A 19,362-nucleotide genomic window follows, 5' to 3' on the forward strand; every position below is an offset into this window, starting at 1 on the left:
CTGCATCCGCCAGGCGCCACGACTACAGTGCAAAAGGAAATCCACGGCCAGAGCAAAGTCGATGAAACGCCACGCTGCCTTCATAGCCCCCGCCCTGCTGTCGTCCTGCCTTGGCATCACCGCCACGCAGGCACTCGCCGAATGCGAACCAAGCGAGGAGCAGCAGGCCATGCTCGAAAGGGTTAACCAGGCGCGCAGCGAAGCACGCCAGTGCGGCAATGAGGAGCATGCCGCCGCCGAGCCGCTGGAATGGAACTGCCGCCTGGCCGAGGCGGCCAAGGCCCATTCGACGGCCATGGCCGAAAAGGAATTCTTCAGCCATACCGGCGCGGACGACGAAGGCGTCGCCTCACGCGTCAGCGAAACCGGCTACACATGGATGGCCGTAGGGGAAAACATCGCCGCCGGCCAGGCCGAAGTCGAAGCCGTCATGCAGGGCTGGCTCGACAGCCCGGGGCACTGCGCCAACATCATGAGCGACGAGTTCACCGAAATGGGAGCCGCCTCGGTCGCGGCCGAAGGCTCGCGCTACTCGCCCTATTGGACACAAGTATTCGCAAGGCCGCGATAGCCGAGCGCTGCCGCTCCAGCGCCGTCAGGTCTCGCCCAGCAGCGACACCAGCTCGGGTGCCAACCGGTCGCCATAACCGCGTGCGATTATGTCACGATAGAGGCCGTGTATGCCCTCGGCGACGCCACGAGCCGCACCCAGGTCCTCGGCCATGGCCTGGTAATAGCCAACGTCCTTGAGCGAGTTGGCCAGGCTGAAACGAAAGCCAGAAGGGTCCCCGGCGGCAATGAAGGGGCGCAGGCGCTCGAGCACAACCCCGGCGCCACCGCCGTTGCCCAGCACCTCGAGGAACACGGCATCGTCGATGTTGGCGCGCCGCGATGCCGCAGCGGCCTCGGCGAGCACGGCGGTAAACCCCAGCGACACAAAGTTGTGCAGCAGCTTGAGCTTGTGCCCCGAGCCCACCGGCCCGCCGTGGGTGATGTTCTCGGAAAAGCACGCGAGCAGCGGCTGCAGCTCACAGAAAAGTTCGTCGGAGGCACCGACGATCAGGTTGAGACGCCCTTCCGCAGCCTCCTTGGGGGTGCGCGTCATGGCGGCATCCATGAAGCGGACGCCGGCCTGGGCAAGGCGCGTGGCTATGTTTTCGGTGGAGCGCGGTATGGCCGTCGAGCAATCGACGACCACCGCACCAGCCGGGAGACCCTCAAGCACACCGCCGGTATCGAACAGCACGCTCTCCACCTGAGGAGTACCGGTGACGCAAAGAATCACCACCTCGGCATCGACGGCGACCTCGCGGGCGCTCGAACGGCGCTCGGCCCCCGCCGCCAGCAGGTCATCGACCGGCTGGTTGCCGGGATGATCGAGAAAACACAGCCGGTGACCGGCACGCAGCAGACTCGCGGCAATGCCATGGCCCATCATCCCCACACCCACCATGCCGATACGGTACTGCCTGCTCATGAGCCCTCCCTATCGACGGAGCGATGCCGCCGTGTCGATGAACAATGTGCGACAGCACGACATCGGATTCATGCTGCTGCGGGGTGAAAGCACCTGAACCCAGCCTCGCTCAAGCGGCGGGTTCGCTCAAGCCGTGCCTGCCGAGTGGGCCGGACAAGATCGGCGGGAGGGGAAAAAGGATGACGCTGGAAGCTAGTCAGAAGCGGGACAGACGGAAAATGACAACCAGGAGGGAAACGAGACAGGACCCTCCCTGGTCCTTGGCAGCGCGTGCCTATTAGCGGATATAAGCCGCCAGAGCATCGCGAGCCGCTTGGTGGGCCAATGCTTGGGAGGCCCAGTGGTTCAGCACTTCACACGCAAGATCCGCGTTCGATTGTACAGACATGAAGTTTCTCCTGTGTGACATCCAGAAACATCATGCCCCAGCTTTATCGACATTTCATTAGGGTGGCGAAACTTTGCCCGCAAGCCCCAAGGATACGTCGCTGTATGTCACAATTTTTGTCGTTGCACCCCAAAAGGGCATAGAAAACGCTTCCATAACCGTTTTGGTGCGTTTATTCCTCAAGCGATTCTCCGGGCGAAACGGTGCTGATCGCTCTTGTTCTTTCCCAATCGACTTCAGCAGCAGCACCAGCACATCCACTTGCAGTGCCTAGTGTGCCGGAACGCATATGCGACATGCCCGCTGTCGGCCTGGGCTCGCTGGAAACGCGACTGGCACGCTGGGGGCTGACTTGAACGGGAAGCTGATATGAAGAAGCGCACGCTGTCGCCAGAAGAGCGTGAACAGGCGCTGCTGGACGTCGCTCAGGCGCTGGTCATGGGTGATATCGACAAAGACTAGGCACTGCGCCGCGATACGCTGGGGCTTTCGCAACAAGCCTATGCAGACCTGGTCGGTGTCAGCCGGCGCACCCTGTTGGACCTGGAGCAAGGCAAGGGCAACGTTTCGCTTGCGGTCATGAACCGGGCATTTCGGCCACTGGGGCTGAAGGTCGGCCTGCTGCCTCGACAGCCCGCGCTGCTGGAGAAGGTACTGGCTTTAACTAATTCTTTCTCGTAAATGATGTAGAATTAGTTAAATTCTTCACCGGTACCTCGCCATGGCCTATCAACAGTTTCAATCTGAACAGTCCCGGGTAGCAGTCAATGCGATGCAACTCTTCGAAGCACTCGAGCACCATCGTGCCCAGGCACGCCAGGTCAAGGGCTCGATGCACTGGAAGCGTATCCAAGGGCGAGAGTACCTCTACCGTGCCTACACGGGCGGCAAGAACCACTCGCTGGGCCCTCGCTCTTCCGATACTGAAGCCATTAAGAAAGCCTTCGACGCTCGCAAAGCGGAGTACACATTGCGGGAGCAGTCGCTTAAGGAACAGCTCCAGGTGCACTCCGCCTATATCCGAGCCAATCGGCTGAACCGATTTCCCATAGCCGGTGCCAGGGCGATACGAGCACTGCAGCGCAAAGCAGTCCCTTTCCGCGTGATCGGAACCAATGCTCTTTACGCCTATGAAGCCCGTGCCGGCGTACTGATAGAACCTGAGCACCTGGCGACCGCCGACATCGATGTGCTCATGGATGCCCGGCAAGGCTTGAGAATCGTCACGGCACTCGAAGGTGAAACCCTGCTATCCGTCATCCAATCCAGCGATCGCTCCTTCCAGCCGCTCACCGATACTCCCTTCGAGTTTCGAGCCGCCAATGCTAAAGGTTACATGATCGATCTCATCACCCAGGCCGTCGACCCCATGACGGTGAGTGACTTCGAGCTTCATCTGGAGCGCGGTGATTTGAAGCCGGTAGGCATCGACTCACTGAAATGGGCCATAGCCTCACCGCGCTTCGAGGCAACAGTCTTCGATGAGCGAGGCATGCCGCTGCGATTGCCTACCGTTGATCCGCGCGCCTTCGTGTTGCACAAGTGGCATGTCAGCCAGCAGCCCGACCGGGAACCGGTAAAACGTTATCGCGACGAGGCACAGGCACGCCTGGTCGCCACTCTGCTTCGCGATGAGCTGCGAGAACTGTCTACCACCCGAGCCGTCGAAAGAGCCTTTCCCCACCTCGTCAGGCAGCGGGCCAGCAGCCAGATCGACGAATTCGACGTGTAGGAAATGTTGACGGATCGTATGCCGACCTGATCGATGGCGGTCATGAACCGGGTATTTCGGCCACTGGGGCTGAGGCTCGGCCTGCTGCCTCGCCAGCCTGCGCTGCTGGAGTGGGCACTGGCGCTCAGCGATAATGGAGCGAGCGGCAACCGGTCCTCCAACCCCTGCGGATAACCATGCTCTTCGAGATCCTGATCGTCGTCGCCCTGATTCTGCTCAACGGTCTGCTCGCCATGTCGGAGCTGGCCATCGTCTCGTCCCGTCCGCTGCGTCTCAAGGCGAGAGCCGAGCGAGGCTCGCGCGGGGCCGCCGTGGCCCTCGCCCTGATCGAGCACCCCGGTCGCTTCCTCTCCACGGTGCAGATCGGTATCACCCTGGTCGGTGTGCTTTCCGGAGCCTTCTCCGGCGCCACGCTGGGCCTGAGGCTCGCCAATGCCCTTCCCGCCCTGGGTATACCGACGCAGTTTGCCGAGCCCCTCGGGATCGGCGGCGTCGTGGTCGTCATCACCTATCTTTCGCTGATCGTCGGTGAACTGGTGCCCAAGCAGATCGCCCTGGCCGATCCCGAAACCGTCGCCTCCCGCGTGGCACCGACCATGCGATTGCTCTCCCTGGCCTCGGCGCCCCTAGTCTGGATGCTCGATCGCTCGGGCCGCCTCCTGCTCGCCCTGCTGGGTCAGTCGGGCAAGCGGGAGAGTGCCGTCAGCGACGAGGAGATCCGCATGCTGATCGCCGAGGCGGCGGGCGCCGGTGTCATCGAACAGGGCGAGACCGAAATGCTCACCGGCGTCATGCGCATCGCCGACCGCACCGCCCGCGGCCTGATGACGCCGCGCCACGAGGTCGAGATGGCCGAAGTCGGCGAGAGCCGTGCCAAGGTGCTCGCCCGTTTCCGCGAGTCGGGTCGTTCACGCCTGCCGCTGCGCGGCCAAGGGCAGGACAACATCCTCGGCCTGCTGCACAGCCGCGACCTGCTGCAGGCCACGGGGCCGACGTTCGACCCCGCCGCGCTCGTGCGGAGCACGACGGTGATCCACGACGCCCTGCCGGCCATGCAGGTGATCGAGCGGCTCAAGACTTCACCCGAGCACATGCTGCTGGTCTACGATGAGTACGGCAATTTCGAGGGCATCATCACCCCGATGGACATTCTCGACGCCATCACCGGCAGCTTCGACGATGCCGAGACAGACGAGCCAAAACTGATCGAGCGCAGCGACGGCTCTCTGCTGGTGGCGGGGTGGATGCCGGTCGACGAATTCGCCGAGCGCATCGGCCTCGAGCTGGAGGCGCATCCCGAGTACGAGACCGTGGCCGGGCTCGTACTGCACAAGATCGCGGAGCTGCCCCAGGTCGGCCAGCACGTGACGGTCGGTGAATGGCGCATCGAGGTAGTCGACATGGACGGCCGCCGGATCGATAAGCTGCTGGTGCAGCACAGCACTTCACCGAGCTGATAGTGAATTAAACTAGAAGGAACCTCGAATGCCCGCCAGTCTCGCTGTACTGCTCGACGCCGTGGAGCGCATCGCCCAACAAGCCGGCGAGGCCATCATGCGGGTCTACGCCCGCGAGTTCTCGGTCGAAGTGAAAGAGGACGACAGCCCCCTCACCGAAGCCGACAAGGCTGCCCACGAAGTGATCGTCGAGGCACTGAAGGCCTTGTCTGGGGCGATTCCGATCCTCTCGGAAGAGGACATCGCGGGCTTCCCGGGGCCCGATGACAAGGGGCGCTATTGGCTGGTCGACCCCTTGGACGGCACCAAGGAGTTCATCAAGCGCAACGACGAGTTCACCGTCAACATAGCGCTGATCGAGCATGGCAAGCCGGTGCTGGGCGTGGTGGTGGCGCCGGCGCTGAAGCTCACCTACCTGGCGGCGCAGGGCGTTGGTGCGTTCAAGATCGACGCGAACGGCAAGCGCACGCCGATCCGTGCCGCCGGCAGGCCTGCCGCGGATGCCAGATGGCGCGTGATGGGCAGCCGCTCGCATGCCAGCCCCGACCTGGCGGCCTGGCTGGATACCTTAGGGGAACATGATCTGGTGCCGATGGGCAGCTCGCTGAAGTTCTGCCTGATAGCGGAGGGCCGGGCCGACGTCTATCCCCGCCTCGGCCCCACCTGCCTATGGGACACCGGCGCCGCCCAGGCGGTGGTCGAACAGGCCGGTGGCCGCGTGGAAACCCTGAGCGGCGAGGCGCTCAGCTACGCCACGCCCGAGCGCCACCTCAACCCTCATTTCGTGGTGTGGGGGCACCAGCCCTGACATAGAGGCCGCACCCGGTCTCGGTTGGCCAAGCAAGTCGCATGGCTGCTACACCTACCAGTGCAGGAAGAGGCAAAGCGAATGTCACAAGGCCTCAGGGCCAGGGAGGACGCGATGCAGCGCCTGTACTTTCTGATCCCCGACAGGGAGACCACTACCGACATCGTCAATGAACTGAACGCGATGGGGCTGACCAAGGACCACCTGCACGTCATGGGCAAGGATTGGCAGCCTCTGGAAAAGGAGGGGGTACCCGTCGCCACGCTGATTCAGACTTCCGATGTCATCAACGCCTCGAAGCGCGGGGCCGTCGTCGGGGCACTACTCGGCTTGGTGCTAGGCTTGGTCGCGCACTACGTGCTGGTCGACACGAACATCGTCTGGATGGCCCTCGGCATGACGCTCTTCGGGGCACTGTTCGGGGTATGGGCGAGCACGATGGTTGGCGTCTCGGTGAAGGACATCAAGGTCGACAAGTACGACAAGGCGATCAAGCGTGGCGCCATGCTGCTGATCATCGACGTACCGGACGAACGAGAAGGCGACTACCGGAACGTGATCAAGCGCTACCACCCCGAAGTGGTGATCGAAAAAGTGACCGCGCAAGAGCGCAAGCAGCATGCGGGTGAGGGGCATTGACTCACCCGGATGAGGATCGGCCAGTTCCGGCTGCCCTCGCCAATGGAAACCCGCTTTCTTCCCCGCCTTGCGCTTGCCCACCTCTATCCTGAGGTGGGCGATTCACCGCCCCCCTTCATCGTTGCTGCCATCAGCAAACTTTTGCACCCACAAATTAAAGTTAGATCGTTCGCGTGCCGATATCACGTGAACTAGTGGCTGTGTCCGCCACTTATAACTGAAGACGCTGCCGACGCCATGAAATATCCCACTCTGTCCCTTCACAAAACGCGCCTTGCCGTTGCCTGCGGCTTGGCGAGTACAGCGCTGATCAGCTCAGCCCACGGTAATAGCCTGACTGAATTCACGATTACCGACGACCACACCAACGTCGGCACCATGTCCATCAACTGGTCAACGATGAGCACTATGAACATGATCGGGACCCCTATCGCATCGGGCCCCAACACGTTCAATTACGTCGGCCAGGAGCTGATCGTAGGCAGCGGGGGCGAATATCTGCTGGGCCAGACCTCTGCCCCGCTGGATTCCGTCATGATGATCTACAAAGGCGCGTTCAATGCCAGCCAGCCCGGCAATGGGTGGGTAACGGGCAATGATGATTGGAGGGGACAAGTCGACGGTTCCGATCTGTCGGGCGATCTGGCAGCCGCTGGCATCACCATCGTTTCATGTGCCTCAAGCGCCGGACTTTGTCCCGCTGTAAAATTGTCACTCGACAGCGGTACCCGCTATACCGTGATCATCAGCAGCTATAGCCCCGGCACCGCAATAGGTTTCCCTCTGTCCTTCTTCGTCTACGGCCCGGATTTCGTCCTTGTCGTAGACCAGCTAGGCGCACAGCTTTTCGAAACCCCGGTGGCAGGAAGCCAAAGCCAACCGGCTGGCGCCTACCTGGACCGCGTAGTCATGGAACTTGGTCTGCGCACCCCCAACAGCCCGCTACTGCGAGCATTGACAGCGCTTTCTGCCATGAACGAAACGCAACGATCCCAATTCGTGGAAAGCATGAGTTCGAATGTCTCGCGCAATGGCATGCGGGATGCCACGCTGAATGCCGGCCGCGCGATGCTCAATACCGTGGGCAAGCGCTACGCCAGCACCGGCCTGGGTGGGCAGATGAGCCGCGGCTTGGTGGCACCTGCCACCTATGCCGGCCACACCGCCAACCAACAAATGGCAAGTGGCGCTTCACTGGGCATGGCGCCCGGTAACGACAGGCAAGCCAGCATATTGCAGTATGGCGATCACGATTCCTTCGAGGGTCTGCTCGGCATGGCATCGCAGCTCTCACACCAGGGCACTTCACAAGTTGGACAAGCCAGCAGTTGGGCTGAGGGATTCGTCACTCGCGGCAGCAGCACCGATTACGACTACCGAACCCATGGCGCCATGGTCGGCCTGGACCATCGCTTCGCGCAGGGTTGGCTCGGTGGGCTCTTCCTTGGCGTCGGCCAAGGCCGGGTAGCGGGTGACGATGCCGCTCACGCACGCACCGAAATCGAAAGCGTAACGAGCGGCGCCTATGCGGCAGTTCGGTATGGCGACTTAATTCTCGATGCCACGCTGCTCGCCGGCTTCAGCGACAACGAACACCGCCGCGAGATTGCCGGGCTACAAACCGAGGTAGTGGAAGGCAGCAACCGCGGCGAAGAGGTAACCTTGGCGCTGGGGGCCAGCTACGTCCTGCAGCAAGGCGATGACTGGGAGCTGGTCCCACATGCACGCGTAATGCATAGCTGGCTGCATCAGAGCGCCTTCGAAGAGAGCGGCGACTCCGACCTGACCATGGCGTACGGCTCGCAGCGCCAGCAGGTATGGCGCACCAGCCTGGGGCTGGACACCGGCCATGTCATGCGCCGCGGGGATCGGGAAACTGTAATGCTGACCGGCGGCCTGGCCTGGGGCATGCGTATTCAGTCAGGTGGCGGCACCCGGGCTTCCCTGAGCGCAGACACCACCGGAGGCAGCTTCGTGTTAGCTCCCGACAACCGCACCGTTCACTCGGCCGACGTCAACACCGGCCTGAGCTGGGAGCGTGAGCTGTCAGGCAGTGACAGCATTGCCATCAGCGGCATGTACGAGGGATCGTTCTCGAACCGTGAAACGGAACACGGCGCAAGGCTCACTCTGGCTTACCGCTGGTAAGCGACACGAGCGGTAAACTTCAACTCTATTCGGGCGGCCTGTACGGTACCAGGCTGCCCTGGCCAGGCCCACCCTACTCCACCACCTCGCGCTTGCGCACCACGTCGACTTTCTGCTGCTGCCGCGTCCACTTGCCTTGAGGCTTGTCGATGTACTGGAAGTACTCGTTGGTGAAATTGCCCTGATTGCAGGTGGTGCGGTAGCAGGCCGTGGGCACCTCATGACGTGGTAACACCCGGTTGAAGACTCCAGGTCCGGTCAGCTCGAAGACGTTTTTTTCGTTCTCGTTCTCGATATTGGCGAGGATGGTCTCGCCGATGCGCACGATGCGGGGGTTCGCCGGCTTGCTGGCGATGAAATAGTTGCTGATGTCACCACGGCGGGTGGTGATGTAGAGCTCATCCAGCTCGGGCCTGACGATTCGCGCCAGCGGCCACACCGCATGGGCATCGATATCCAGATAGACCCCACCGTGCTTCTGCAGCACCAGCACTCGCCAGAAGTCGGCCTGCGCCGCCCCCACCTGCAAGCGAGAATAGGCCTCGAAGATCTGCGGCGAGAAATGCTCACGAATGAAGACCGAGCGAGCCTCGGTAATCATGAAGCGGTACTCGAAGCTCGGTGCCATTAAACGGTTGAAGAGATAGTTCAGATAGACCGGCAGCGTGGCTTTGTCGGTGAAGTTGGTTTGCCAGATGATACGCGGCACCTGGGAAGACCGCTTTGAGCCCCACCACGGCGCGGCACGCTCGGGAATGGTGAATCGCTTGTGGGGAAATACATAATGAAAGCCATACGACGCCACCTTGGTAATGTTGGCCAGTAGCTTGACCAACCTGGCGAAGGCCAGAATACCTGTATTCTTCACTTTGTATCCTCTGTTCGAGCACGCCCGACATCTACCGATGCCCTGTGCGTCCCACTGCGATGATCCCTCCATGGTGATCCACCTCTGCCTGCTCCACGCTCATACCAGGCATCGCCTGGAACGGCTGCGGGCAGACGTTGGCCCCCCTACGACAAACCCACGCCAGCCCAGTTCCCTCACTGTCTCACGACCAGGGATCACGCGCTGCGCGCTGTGCGGACTCTAGCATAACGATACGGCTCGCGGACGAGAGAAACACAGGCAGAATCAACGGTTATCGGGCGGACCCGCTTACCGCCTCATGCGTTGCCGGGCCGGCCGCCTAGGCGCGTTGGTGGGTATCGGGTAAACTGGCCGGTCAAACGACATGGCCTGTCTACATGGCTAATTAACACGGAATGTGGAGCACGGATGCGATGTTGAAACGGTTCGCCTTTGTCATTTCCGACCTTTATGGCGGCGGCGCGGAAAAATCGCTGCTGTATACCGCTGACGCGCTGCGTCAACGCGGCCACACGGTGCGCGTCTTCACGCTACGCGAACGCATCGAGCATCGCATTCCCGAAGGTCTCGACATCGTCAACCTGGCCGTCGTCAACCACTTCACCAAGGCCTTCAATACCGTCTGGGTGGAAAAGTGGCAAGCGAAGCAGATCGCCAAGTCCGTCAACGATTATCAAGCCGATGTCGTGCTCTCCTGCTCTTGCGATCGAATTACCCGGCACATGCAGCATCCCAATCTTTACTTCTGGGTAAAAGGCGATACCTCCGCCCAGTTTCGTCACTCAGCCAAGCGAGAAAAGAAGTTTGCCAAGCAGCGCACCTACTACAATGGACGCAAGATAATCGCCGTGTCCCGTGGGGTAGAGCAGAATCTGCTGAACGTCATTGGCATCAGGCCGGCACACATCCAGACCATCTACAATCCCTACGAACGCCAGCCCTTCCTAGAAATGACCAAGGAAGAAGTCTCGCTTCCCTTCGACGAGTACTTCCTGCACGTCGGCGCCTTTACCCACGTCAAGCGGCAGGACCGCCTGCTACGCGCCTACGCTCGAAGTGGTGTGGAAACGCCGCTGGTGCTGCTCGGCAAAGGGGGAACCGAAGGGGAAATCAAGCAGTTGATCACCGATCTTGGACTCGAGGACAAAGTGACCATGCTCGGCTACCGCACCAACCCCTACCCCTTCATCCAGCAGGCCAAGGCACTAATTCTCACCTCCGATGCCGAAGGGTTGCCCCGCGTACTCATCGAGGCGCTGCTGCTGCATACCCCGGTCATCAGTGTGGACTGCCCCAGCGGGCCCAGGGAGATTCTCACGGGTGAACTGGCCGATTTCCTAGTTGGACAGGAAGACGAGCAAGGCCTAGCCGACGCTATCAGCCAAATGGACCAATCGCCGGTCAAGATCGATGAGCGCTATTACCAGCAGTTCTTGACTGAGAACGTCATCCCTCAGTTCGAGGCGCTGTAAACGGGACATGACATGAAACTGCTCAACATCCCGTTCGACGATCGCCGTCGTCGCTACCTGGTCTGCCATGCAAACGGCCTACCCGAGAAGCTCGCGCTCGACAGCACGACCACCACGTCGCAATTCGAAGCCATCGGCAGCAGCCGCTTCTTCGTTTCGCGTGACGGCACACTATTGGCCAAGGTCGTGCCGGACAAGTTCAGGAAAGCGCAGGCCCCGCTAAAATGGCTGCTGCGCGATTACCTCGAGAAACGCTGGCTGGCACAGTGCGACGCGCGCAAGGAGTACAACAGCCTGCGAATCCTGAGGCGCGCCGGCCTGGCCACGCCCCGCTGCCACGGCTGGGGCCTCTCGCTCAACCCCAGCAACCGCTATGCCTCACTGCTGCTGATGGAACATATTCGTAATGCACGCCCCGGTGGCGAAATGTTCGAAGAAATGAGCGAAGCGGATCGCCATTCCTTCCTGAAACTCTTCTGTACCGAAGTGGCCCGGCTCGCCAGATACGGCTACGTGCATCGAGATCTGCACTACAACAACCTGCTGATAACCGAGGCCGGCAGGTTATTATGGATTGACGCCCATGTTCGCCGCTTGCCGAAGCAAAGTGACAAAGCATGGAACGCCCTTGAAGCTTCGCTAACGGAGAGCAAGCTTCGCGGCGCTGCGTACCTCACGGCTACGCGAGAAATATTGCAGGCGGAGCTTCACCCAGGCATCAACCGCCGCTGAAGCGGAATGGAACTGCAAAACCGTTAAGCCATCGATATATGGACATGAATTCAAGCCATGGCGAAATTCCTATTTATCATCGACCAGCTCTCCAGTGGCGGCGCACCTCGCTCTGTCATCAAACTAACGCGTGCCCTACTGGAACAGGAGCATCGAGTCACGCTCATTGCACTCCGCGCCCCGGTCACGCTGCCGGTTCCAGAAGGAGCCAGTGTGCATGTCGTGCCGTTCGCCCCCAAGGGTCGATGGGAAAAGCTGCGTCGTTACGAATTCCACGCCAGGCAGCTCGATGAGTTTCTCGATCGGTTAGGGGAGGCCTTCGACCTGGTCGTCGCCAATCTCAATCACGCCCATCAGGTCGCGGCACGCTCCAAGCTTTCATCCAAGGCCTGGCTGTGTATTCGCTCGGACCCTTGGCAAAGATTGATCTCGCACAAGCAGGGCTGGCAGCGTGCCATCAAGCAGCAAAAGGTGAAGGCGCTGTATAGAAACAAGAAGATCCTTACCCTGACCCAGGAGAATGTACGCTCGCTGGACCGCATCGGCATCCAGCCTGCCAGAGCCGAGGTCATACCCAACCTGGTGGAACTCGAGCATATACGGAAAAAGATGATAGCCCCACTGCCCGAACCCGAGCTGGAGCAATGCGATTTCTGTCTCTTCGTCGGGCGGCTCAACATGCGCCAAAAGCGGCTGGACAGGCTGTTGGAGGGATACAAGGCGAGTGGCACCGAGATGCCATTGATCATGGTAGGCGATGGAGACGCCAACGCCGTGGAGGAGGTGCAGACGCGCGCCGCTGCACTTGGTATCGATAAGCAGGTTATGCTGTTGGGAAGCCGCGACAATCCTTTTCCCTACATGCACCGTGCCCGCCTATTACTGCTGGCCTCTGACTACGAGGGGTTGCCCAACGTCATCATCGAAGCGCTGGCCTGCGGCACGCCAGTGGTGAGCACCGATTGCCTCTCAGGCCCTCGCGACATACTGCAGGGCAAACTGGCGAGAGGCCTGGTAACACCCAAGGAGGACACCGCGGGGTTCGGCCGGGCGATAAGCGACCTGCTGGCCAATCCACCCACCATCGATCCCGAAGCTCTCGAGCAGTACGCACCGGCCACGGTGGTTTCTCGCTACCTTGAGCTAGCCGAAGAAGACGCCATTTCCCGCTGAGTGGAACTTGAGAGAAGGCCCCATAGCACAGCGAGCCAGAACGCGAACATCATCACGCCACTATTGTGCTCCATGAAGGTCTGGGTCAGACCAAAGTCGATATAGGTCACGCTGAGTAGTGCCCCGGCAATTGCCACGGAGCGGACTTCCAGGGAAGGGTGACGGAACTGTTTCATGAACAAGCGCATCGGCACCAAATAGAGCATCAGCAGTACGGCAAGTCCGATCACACCACGCTTGGCGAAGGCATCCAGGTATTCATTATGGGGGTGACCGTACATGGTCACCCCGCGCCGGATCTCACCCGCTTCCCCCAGCTCGATCAGAGCGGCGTGGTAGCCGTCGCTTCCCCAGCCGGTCAGCGGTCGCTCCTTGATGAGCATCACAGCCCCCTTCCACATCTCGAAGCGATCCCCAACCGAGCTGCCCTTCTGACTACCCGCCCGATAATCAGCCACCTGCTCGAAAGCCTGATGAACGCGCGCCTGCACGCCTGTCTGAGGAATGCTGTATACAGCCGTGGCACCCAGTACCACAACGATCATAATGGCAACCTTTACCCGGTTGGGCAGCAAATGACCGTACCCTCGGTACAGCACCCATAGCACCAGCGGGAAGCCGATCCAGCCGCCGCGGCTGCCGGAGAAGATCGAGCCGAGAATGCCCCCCACGGCGCCGACCAACAACAGAGCCACCCAGCCGGATCGCTGCCGCTGCTGCCACGCCCAGCCCAAGCCCGCCAGGCAGAACACCGCCAGCAGCATGCTGAGGTTGCCGAACTGGATGACGTGGGTATAGATGCCGCCTGCACGCTCGGCGTCCTCAACCAGCTTCTGCCAGCTTGCCCAGCTACCCGCGCCGATGGCACCAAGGGCCATGCCGCCCCACATCCACGCCAGGCGCGGTGGGTATGCCATCACGAGCAGCATGGCAGGTAAGGCAAACAGGAAACGTATTGGCTTGTCGAAGCCGCTCGAGCCCTGCCCATCCAGCCAGGCTTCCAGCATTCCCACGGCGGAGTAGGCCATCAACGCAGCGATCACCAGCCAGTCCTGGCGCGTCACTCCCAACGCTGGGCGTACCACCAACAGCCAGGCACTGCCCAGCAGCAGCAGCACCGCGCCGACTGAATAGCCACTGGGCACCACCAGGGCAATGGCGCCCAGCAAAAAGACGGCAAGGCTCGTGTATGTATGGGGAAAGACGGAGTTATCCACGGTGCTGGGCAGGAGGGGCGTCACGCTATGAGCTTTCACAGATCAGTAACTTGGCTGGAATTGGGAGCACTACTCTACCATACACCAGCCAAGCCAATGGAACGTTAAGCGCCCGTTTTATATGAGTTATTGCGCATTCAGCGAACCTAGAAGCCGATACGGCATGATTCGAAGAGCAGTACGCTGTCGACTCAATAAGCATTAGGATTGATGAATCCCTTGGCAATGGTCAGCGCAATGATCCTCAGGTCCAGCCACAGCGACCAGTTGTCGATGTACCACAGGTCGCACTCCACCCGCCGCTGCATCTTGTCCAGGGTGTCGGTCTCGCCACGCAGCCCGTTCACCTGCGCCCAGCCGGTGATGCCCGGCTTCACCTTGTGGCGGCGCATGTACGACTCGACCAGCTCCTTGTAGTGTTCGTTGTGCGCCAGCGCGTGCGGGCGCGGGCCCACGATCGACATGCGCCCCTGCAGCACGTTATAGAACTGCGGCAGCTCATCCAGCGAGGTACGGCGCAGGAAAGCCCCGATAGGGGTCAGCCGCGGATCTCTCTTGGTGGCCTGGGTTACCTGGCCGTTAGCCTCCTGGTGCACCCTCATCGAGCGAAACTTGTACACCTTGAATCGCTTGCCGTTTACCCCCGTACGATACTGCTTGAAGACGACCGGCCCCGGTGATGTGGCCTTGATCAGAATGGCAATCACGATTACCGCCGGCAGGGCAATCAGCGAGAACAGCGTGCCCAGGATGATATCCTCCAGGCGTTTGACGATGCGCGGCACGCCATCGATAGGGGTGACGCTGAGATCCACCGCCAAGTGCCCCGCCACCTCACCCATCCGGTGATTGAGTAGCTGCATGCCGGGAAAATCGGGAATGAAGCGCACCTCGGCCGTATGGTTGCGCAGCGCGAAAAAGATCGACCGAACCACTCCCCCCATCTCCAGGGGCACGCAGATCCACACCTCTCGTGCACCAGACTCCTCCACCCGCTTGACCAACCGCTCCAGTTGCGGCTCGGTGGGAGAACAGCTCATGCGCTCGATGCCGGCAATAGAGTACCCCTCGGCAGGTGAGGCTCGCATGCCCTGGGCTACGCGCACCAGCTGCTGGCCGGGCCCGACGAGGAACACCGAGCGGCGCGCCCCGCCGCGTCGGCGTACTCGTCGCAACAGCAGCTGGGCGACGACACGCAGCCCGGCACACACGATAAAAGAGAAGAGCAGCGTCATGCCCACCCATAGGCGCGAATAACGCTCAGCGGCATGGGCAAAATAGATCAGCGACGTCACCAACACCGCCACCAATAACCAGACGAAGAGCAAACGCATCACCAGCGTGGTGATACGGGTGATCCGCCAGCGCGAGTACCCGCCCTGAGCCATGTTCATCACGATCACCAGCAGGCCCATCACCGCGATGGCCAGCCAATAGCGGTCGTGGTCGGGCGTTATCCCGAAGCGAACCCAGTGGGCGAGGATGCCGGCCCCCAGCACGACAAGAAAATCGAGGACCGGTACAATCAGTTGTGCTGGGTAACGCTCGGCAAAGCTGATTGCCGTGTGCTTCATCGACTCGACTCCTTGCCACCATCATCGTCTTGCATGTGACAACGAGCCGCAGCAATCGGCACCGTCGAAGCAGTAGCATGGCCACCACGAGACAGTGCAGGCCGCCCCCCACCCCATCTTCCTTCCAGCATGTCACGGTCCCCTACAAGTTACGGAGCAACGCATTGAACTCCTGTGCGAATGCGCTGCGCGTACGGTGAATGCGCTCTGCGGCGCCTGTTTCACCCTGCGGCCAGCCAGCGGGCTCGACGATAGCCGACACCAGCTGCGGCACGCTTTCATAAGCGGGCACATTGTACATGCGTAGGAAAGCTTCGGCGGTATCAATTTGGTGGTCGTTGCGATGCTCGCCGAACTCAGCCCGGCGCGGGAGCATCATAACCGGCTTGCCTGCCTCCAGGCAGGCGATGATGTTACCCATGCCGGCATGGGTGACGACCAGATCGGCCGCTTCGAACAGGGCCTGGAATTCTTCACTCGGAAACAGCGGCCGGGCCAGTACATTCGGCCATTCGCCCAGCCCCTCCAGGCTGGCCCCAGGGCCGGCCTGAAAGGTTAGCTGCCACTGCGGCCGTTGCAGGGCCACCTGCTCCACCACTTCGCCAAGGCGGGGAAAGTCGAACTGGGTGCCGGCGGTGAACAGCAGCTTCATAGCAGGCCCCCGAGGTGGCGGACGCGCCCCGTGGCCAGCTCGGGCCACTGGGTGAGTACCTGGGTAGCGAACAGGCACGCAGCGCGACCGGAAAGCGAAAGCCGCCGGCTGTTGGCAATGCTATCCACCCAGATCGTCTTGCGGCCCAGCAGCCACCCGGCGAACAGGACCAAAAGCCCCGGTGCAGCCCCGGTGCTGATAACCGCATCCGCACGGCTCTGCCGTACGATGCGCAGGGCCTGGGGCAACTGCCAAAGCCCACGGTGTAGCTCGCGCACGCTAAAGTCGCGAAGATAATAGTCAGCCAAGCCGTTCTGCCCGGCCCCCGTAGAAACGAATTCGGCCTCGTCGGCCTCCACCAGTTCAGCCAGCCGCTTCAGCTGAACCCAGTGGCCACCGAACGAGGCCGCAAAGAGAACGTTGATCTTGAATACTCCCCAACAAAGGCGACCAGGCCGCCGCACAAATCTGCAACCTAGCTGCCCTTTCCTCACATAGCGCTAACCGGCCCGGGCTTCGTCACTCACCACGCCAGCCATCGGCGCACCGGGCGATCGTGCCGATACCGCATAAGCCAGCATGAACAGCGCCAGCCCCAGGGCGTACGGCGAGAACCCCTCTTCCTGAAAAACCGAGTTAGCCATCAGCGCGATACAGTAGAAGAACGCCAGCCGAACCGTACTCTCCTCCAGGAACGGCAGCGCCACCCTGCGGATCAGCGCCAAGTAGAACGTATAGACCAAGATAATGCCAAGCAGGCCCAACTGGCTCAAGCCTACCGCAAGAACCGAATCGTCGAACTGTGGCCCTTCCACCAATGAGCGAGACATGCTTCCGCCAAAACCCAGGCCACCGCCCAGTACATTTTCCGGAATGTGGAACAGCGCCCCCGCCACCTTGACCATATGCGGGTTGCCGACTCGAAACCCCACCAGGTAAGCCAACAGAAGGTAACCCAGCACGACCGTGAACATGGCTGCAAAGAACAGTCGAGGCCGCATGCGTATCCGGTAGAGTATTTCGAAGATGACGATGAGCCCCAACGCAATCACGCTTCCCTTCACCCCAAAAACCAGGCTGGCCACCAATGCCAGCGCAGCCAGCACGCGCCGCCTGTGGCAGAAAAACCATAGCGAGAAGAAGAGAAACAGGTAGGAAGAGGAAATCGGATGCCCCAGTGCGCCTAGGGGGCGATAGGCATGAATGTCAGGAAACAGCTCAAAATTAAAGAACTTACGTACATTCCGCTCGGCCAACGTCTCGGGTGTGAATAGCTTGCCCATCTTTAGCGAATAGTAATCCGCCATGTTCGTCACCTGATAGAACGATTGAGGCGCAACATACTCGAACGCCAACAGGGCGCCATAAGCCACGAAGATGGCGAACAAGATGGGCGTTACATTGTACGGCCGAACCACTAAGCCAAGCAGAAAGAAGAGGAAGGGAAAGAGATAGAGCCGCAGGTAGGCGGCGGAAGCCGCCAGGCCATTACCAGCCAACCAGCCATATAGGAAATAGCTACTCAGCAGCCCGAGAAACAGGGGCAGAACTATCTTCATAGACCCTGCAGCGATGACAGGCTCCAGCCGGCAAGCCGTAACCAGAAGTGTCAGCAGGCCAAACAGAACGGCAAAATCGATACCTAGCAGCGCCAGCAAGTGGTCCCGCTCAACGATACCAGGCGAGAGCAAACTCGCTGCCAGGTTAGCCAACAAGAAAACGAAAAAGAACTGCCCCGCCCGCCCCTCTCGTACAGCACACAGAAAAGCCACGCATAACAATGGAACGGCAGGTATCAACAGAAGAACATTCCAGGCAGCCAGTATGAAGGTGGCTAACCCCAGGGGAAGAAACAACCTGCCCAGCAGGGGCTGGGGAAGAAGGGAAAACAATCGATCCTCAAGAGACATTCCCACACCAGAGTAGGCCATGGCTAGCTATCCTTGCTATGCTTTGGAAGCGGCTTGTAACGCACCGTGGTTTCAATGCGAACCGTGCCGAGAGAGCGCTTTCTGGTACAGCGCTACCAACTGTTGCGCCACCTGGCGCTGAGTAAACCCCTTATCGATCAGGTGCTGTCGCAACCTGGCACGCAACTCTTCACCTTGCGCTACGCTATCCAGTACTTGCCGCAGGGCTTCACCTAAAGCAGCGCCAGTGGCCTCTTCCACAACCCGGCAGTTCTCAGCGCCGTCTAGAATATGCCGCACCCCGCCCACGTTGCGTGCCACCACCGGCGTACCACATGCCAGGGCCTCGCGTACTGAATTGGGCGAGCCTTCGAAGTCCGACGCCAGCAGGTGAGCACTAGCCGCATTGAAATAGAACGGGACTTCATCCCGAGCGGCCTGGGTCATGATCAACGGCTCTACCATGGCATCATGGCGCTGCACGTAGGCTACCGCCTCGCTGAAGAGATCGAAGCGCTTTTCGGCGCGAACGGTATTGGCACTCACGAACAGCACATAGCGTTTGGAAGGATCGAGCCCAAGCTGCCGCTTGGCAGCCTGCCGATCCTGTATGGTGAAAAGCGTTTCATTCACCCCATTGGGCAACAGCACCGCCCCATGGCCGGCAAAACGCCTGGGCAGCCGCGACTTGTAGACCTTCCACTTACAGTAACAGGTGAGAAACCAGAACACTGGCCAACCTAACGGCGCCAACCGCCCTTTCAGGTTATGCCGGCCATCGTTCATGAACGAGACCACAAGTTTACTGCGTGGCACCGAGAACACTCCCAGCAGGCCGACCAACACGTGGTGACAATGCACCAGATCATATCGGCGGGCATTAAGCAGCATGAACCACCAGGCTTTTAGATAGGCCAAGATGCCATCATTTTCCTTACTAATGACATGTACCTTGACACCAACCCCCTCCTCATACAATGAGTCTATCTGCTCTTTTATAAATACACCTTTCACAGGCGCTAAAGAAGTCGGAAAGGCATTCGTAATATGAGCGGTATTGATTATCTTAAGATCATAGCGACAATCAGACTTATTAATAACCATATGAAACG

19 protein-coding genes are annotated in these 19,362 nt (G+C 60.4%); 11 read left to right on the plus strand and 8 right to left on the minus strand.

The window, feature by feature from the left end:
- Positions 1-61: 61 nt before the first annotated feature.
- Complete coding sequence (locus KPL81_RS12530) at positions 62-571, plus strand: CAP domain-containing protein (RefSeq protein ID WP_219792470.1); 510 nt, start codon at positions 62-64, stop codon at positions 569-571.
- Between the two features lie 24 nt (positions 572-595).
- Here the strand turns inward: KPL81_RS12530 and KPL81_RS12535 are convergent, their stop codons facing one another.
- Positions 596-1,477, minus strand: coding sequence for an NAD(P)-dependent oxidoreductase (locus tag KPL81_RS12535; RefSeq protein WP_219792471.1), 882 nt, complete (start codon positions 1,475-1,477; stop codon positions 596-598).
- A gap of 868 nt (positions 1,478-2,345) precedes the next feature.
- Here KPL81_RS12535 and KPL81_RS20625 point away from each other — a divergent pair.
- From KPL81_RS20625 to KPL81_RS12565, 7 genes are all read left to right on the plus strand, one after another.
- Positions 2,346-2,546, plus strand: a complete 201-nt coding sequence (locus tag KPL81_RS20625) for a helix-turn-helix domain-containing protein (RefSeq protein WP_276314077.1) — start codon at positions 2,346-2,348, stop codon at positions 2,544-2,546.
- A gap of 40 nt (positions 2,547-2,586) precedes the next feature.
- The gene (locus tag KPL81_RS12545; RefSeq protein WP_219792472.1) at positions 2,587-3,597 is read left to right on the plus strand and encodes a GSU2403 family nucleotidyltransferase fold protein; all 1,011 of its coding nucleotides are present in this window, start codon (positions 2,587-2,589) and stop codon (positions 3,595-3,597) included.
- 42 nt (positions 3,598-3,639) lie between these two features.
- Positions 3,640-3,771 carry a hypothetical protein gene (locus tag KPL81_RS20750; RefSeq protein WP_276314058.1) on the plus strand — a complete coding sequence of 44 codons (132 nt, stop codon included), beginning with the start codon at positions 3,640-3,642 and terminating at the stop codon, positions 3,769-3,771.
- A 2-nt stretch (positions 3,772-3,773) separates the two neighbouring features.
- A complete protein-coding gene (locus tag KPL81_RS12550; protein ID WP_219792473.1) occupies positions 3,774-5,054 on the plus strand; it encodes a hemolysin family protein in 1,281 nt (426 codons plus the stop codon).
- A gap of 28 nt (positions 5,055-5,082) precedes the next feature.
- Complete coding sequence (gene cysQ, locus KPL81_RS12555; RefSeq protein ID WP_219792474.1) at positions 5,083-5,862, plus strand: 3'(2'),5'-bisphosphate nucleotidase CysQ; 780 nt, start codon at positions 5,083-5,085, stop codon at positions 5,860-5,862.
- A 114-nt stretch (positions 5,863-5,976) separates the two neighbouring features.
- Complete coding sequence (locus tag KPL81_RS12560; protein ID WP_219792475.1) at positions 5,977-6,501, plus strand: DUF1269 domain-containing protein; 525 nt, start codon at positions 5,977-5,979, stop codon at positions 6,499-6,501.
- Between the two features lie 237 nt (positions 6,502-6,738).
- Positions 6,739-8,649, plus strand: a complete 1,911-nt coding sequence (locus KPL81_RS12565; RefSeq protein WP_219792476.1) for an autotransporter outer membrane beta-barrel domain-containing protein — start codon at positions 6,739-6,741, stop codon at positions 8,647-8,649.
- Positions 8,650-8,722: 73 nt separating this feature from the next.
- Here KPL81_RS12565 and KPL81_RS12570 read toward each other — a convergent pair whose 3' ends face one another.
- Positions 8,723-9,517, minus strand: a complete 795-nt coding sequence (locus tag KPL81_RS12570) for a glycosyltransferase family 32 protein (RefSeq protein WP_338035613.1) — start codon at positions 9,515-9,517, stop codon at positions 8,723-8,725.
- A gap of 416 nt (positions 9,518-9,933) precedes the next feature.
- On the opposite strand from KPL81_RS12570, the gene KPL81_RS12575 reads away from it, so the two are divergent.
- From KPL81_RS12575 to KPL81_RS12585, 3 genes are read left to right on the plus strand one after another with little or no spacing between them, the layout of a single operon-like run.
- The gene (locus tag KPL81_RS12575) at positions 9,934-10,992 is read left to right on the plus strand and encodes a glycosyltransferase (protein ID WP_219792648.1); all 1,059 of its coding nucleotides are present in this window, start codon (positions 9,934-9,936) and stop codon (positions 10,990-10,992) included.
- Between the two features lie 12 nt (positions 10,993-11,004).
- The gene (locus tag KPL81_RS12580; protein ID WP_219792478.1) at positions 11,005-11,724 is read left to right on the plus strand and encodes a lipopolysaccharide kinase InaA family protein; all 720 of its coding nucleotides are present in this window, start codon (positions 11,005-11,007) and stop codon (positions 11,722-11,724) included.
- A gap of 57 nt (positions 11,725-11,781) precedes the next feature.
- Complete coding sequence (locus tag KPL81_RS12585) at positions 11,782-12,897, plus strand: glycosyltransferase (RefSeq protein ID WP_219792479.1); 1,116 nt, start codon at positions 11,782-11,784, stop codon at positions 12,895-12,897.
- On the opposite strand, the gene KPL81_RS12590 is transcribed toward KPL81_RS12585, so the two are convergent.
- The 6 genes from KPL81_RS12590 to KPL81_RS12615 form a co-directional block, all read right to left on the minus strand.
- Positions 12,858-14,138: an O-antigen ligase family protein gene (locus KPL81_RS12590; protein WP_338035614.1), complete on the minus strand. Its 1,281-nt coding sequence runs from the start codon at positions 14,136-14,138 to the stop codon at positions 12,858-12,860. The genes KPL81_RS12585 and KPL81_RS12590 overlap by 40 nt on opposite strands.
- Before the next feature lie 167 nt (positions 14,139-14,305).
- Positions 14,306-15,688, minus strand: a complete 1,383-nt coding sequence (locus tag KPL81_RS12595; RefSeq protein WP_219792480.1) for an undecaprenyl-phosphate glucose phosphotransferase — start codon at positions 15,686-15,688, stop codon at positions 14,306-14,308.
- Positions 15,689-15,830: 142 nt separating this feature from the next.
- Positions 15,831-16,340 carry a glycosyltransferase gene (locus KPL81_RS12600; protein WP_219792481.1) on the minus strand — a complete coding sequence of 170 codons (510 nt, stop codon included), beginning with the start codon at positions 16,338-16,340 and terminating at the stop codon, positions 15,831-15,833.
- Positions 16,337-16,618 (minus strand): hypothetical protein, encoded by a 282-nt coding sequence (locus tag KPL81_RS20630; RefSeq protein ID WP_338035615.1) that lies wholly within the window; start codon positions 16,616-16,618, stop codon positions 16,337-16,339. Before KPL81_RS20630 ends, KPL81_RS12600 begins: the two co-directional genes overlap by 4 nt.
- 222 nt (positions 16,619-16,840) lie before the next feature.
- Positions 16,841-18,271, minus strand: coding sequence for a hypothetical protein (locus tag KPL81_RS12610; protein WP_219792482.1), 1,431 nt, complete (start codon positions 18,269-18,271; stop codon positions 16,841-16,843).
- A gap of 51 nt (positions 18,272-18,322) precedes the next feature.
- Complete coding sequence (locus KPL81_RS12615) at positions 18,323-19,354, minus strand: glycosyltransferase family 4 protein (protein WP_219792483.1); 1,032 nt, start codon at positions 19,352-19,354, stop codon at positions 18,323-18,325.
- Between the last annotated feature and the right edge of the window lie 8 nt (positions 19,355-19,362).

Source organism: Billgrantia antri (genome assembly GCF_019430905.1).
Taxonomy (GTDB): domain Bacteria; phylum Pseudomonadota; class Gammaproteobacteria; order Pseudomonadales; family Halomonadaceae; genus Halomonas; species Halomonas antri.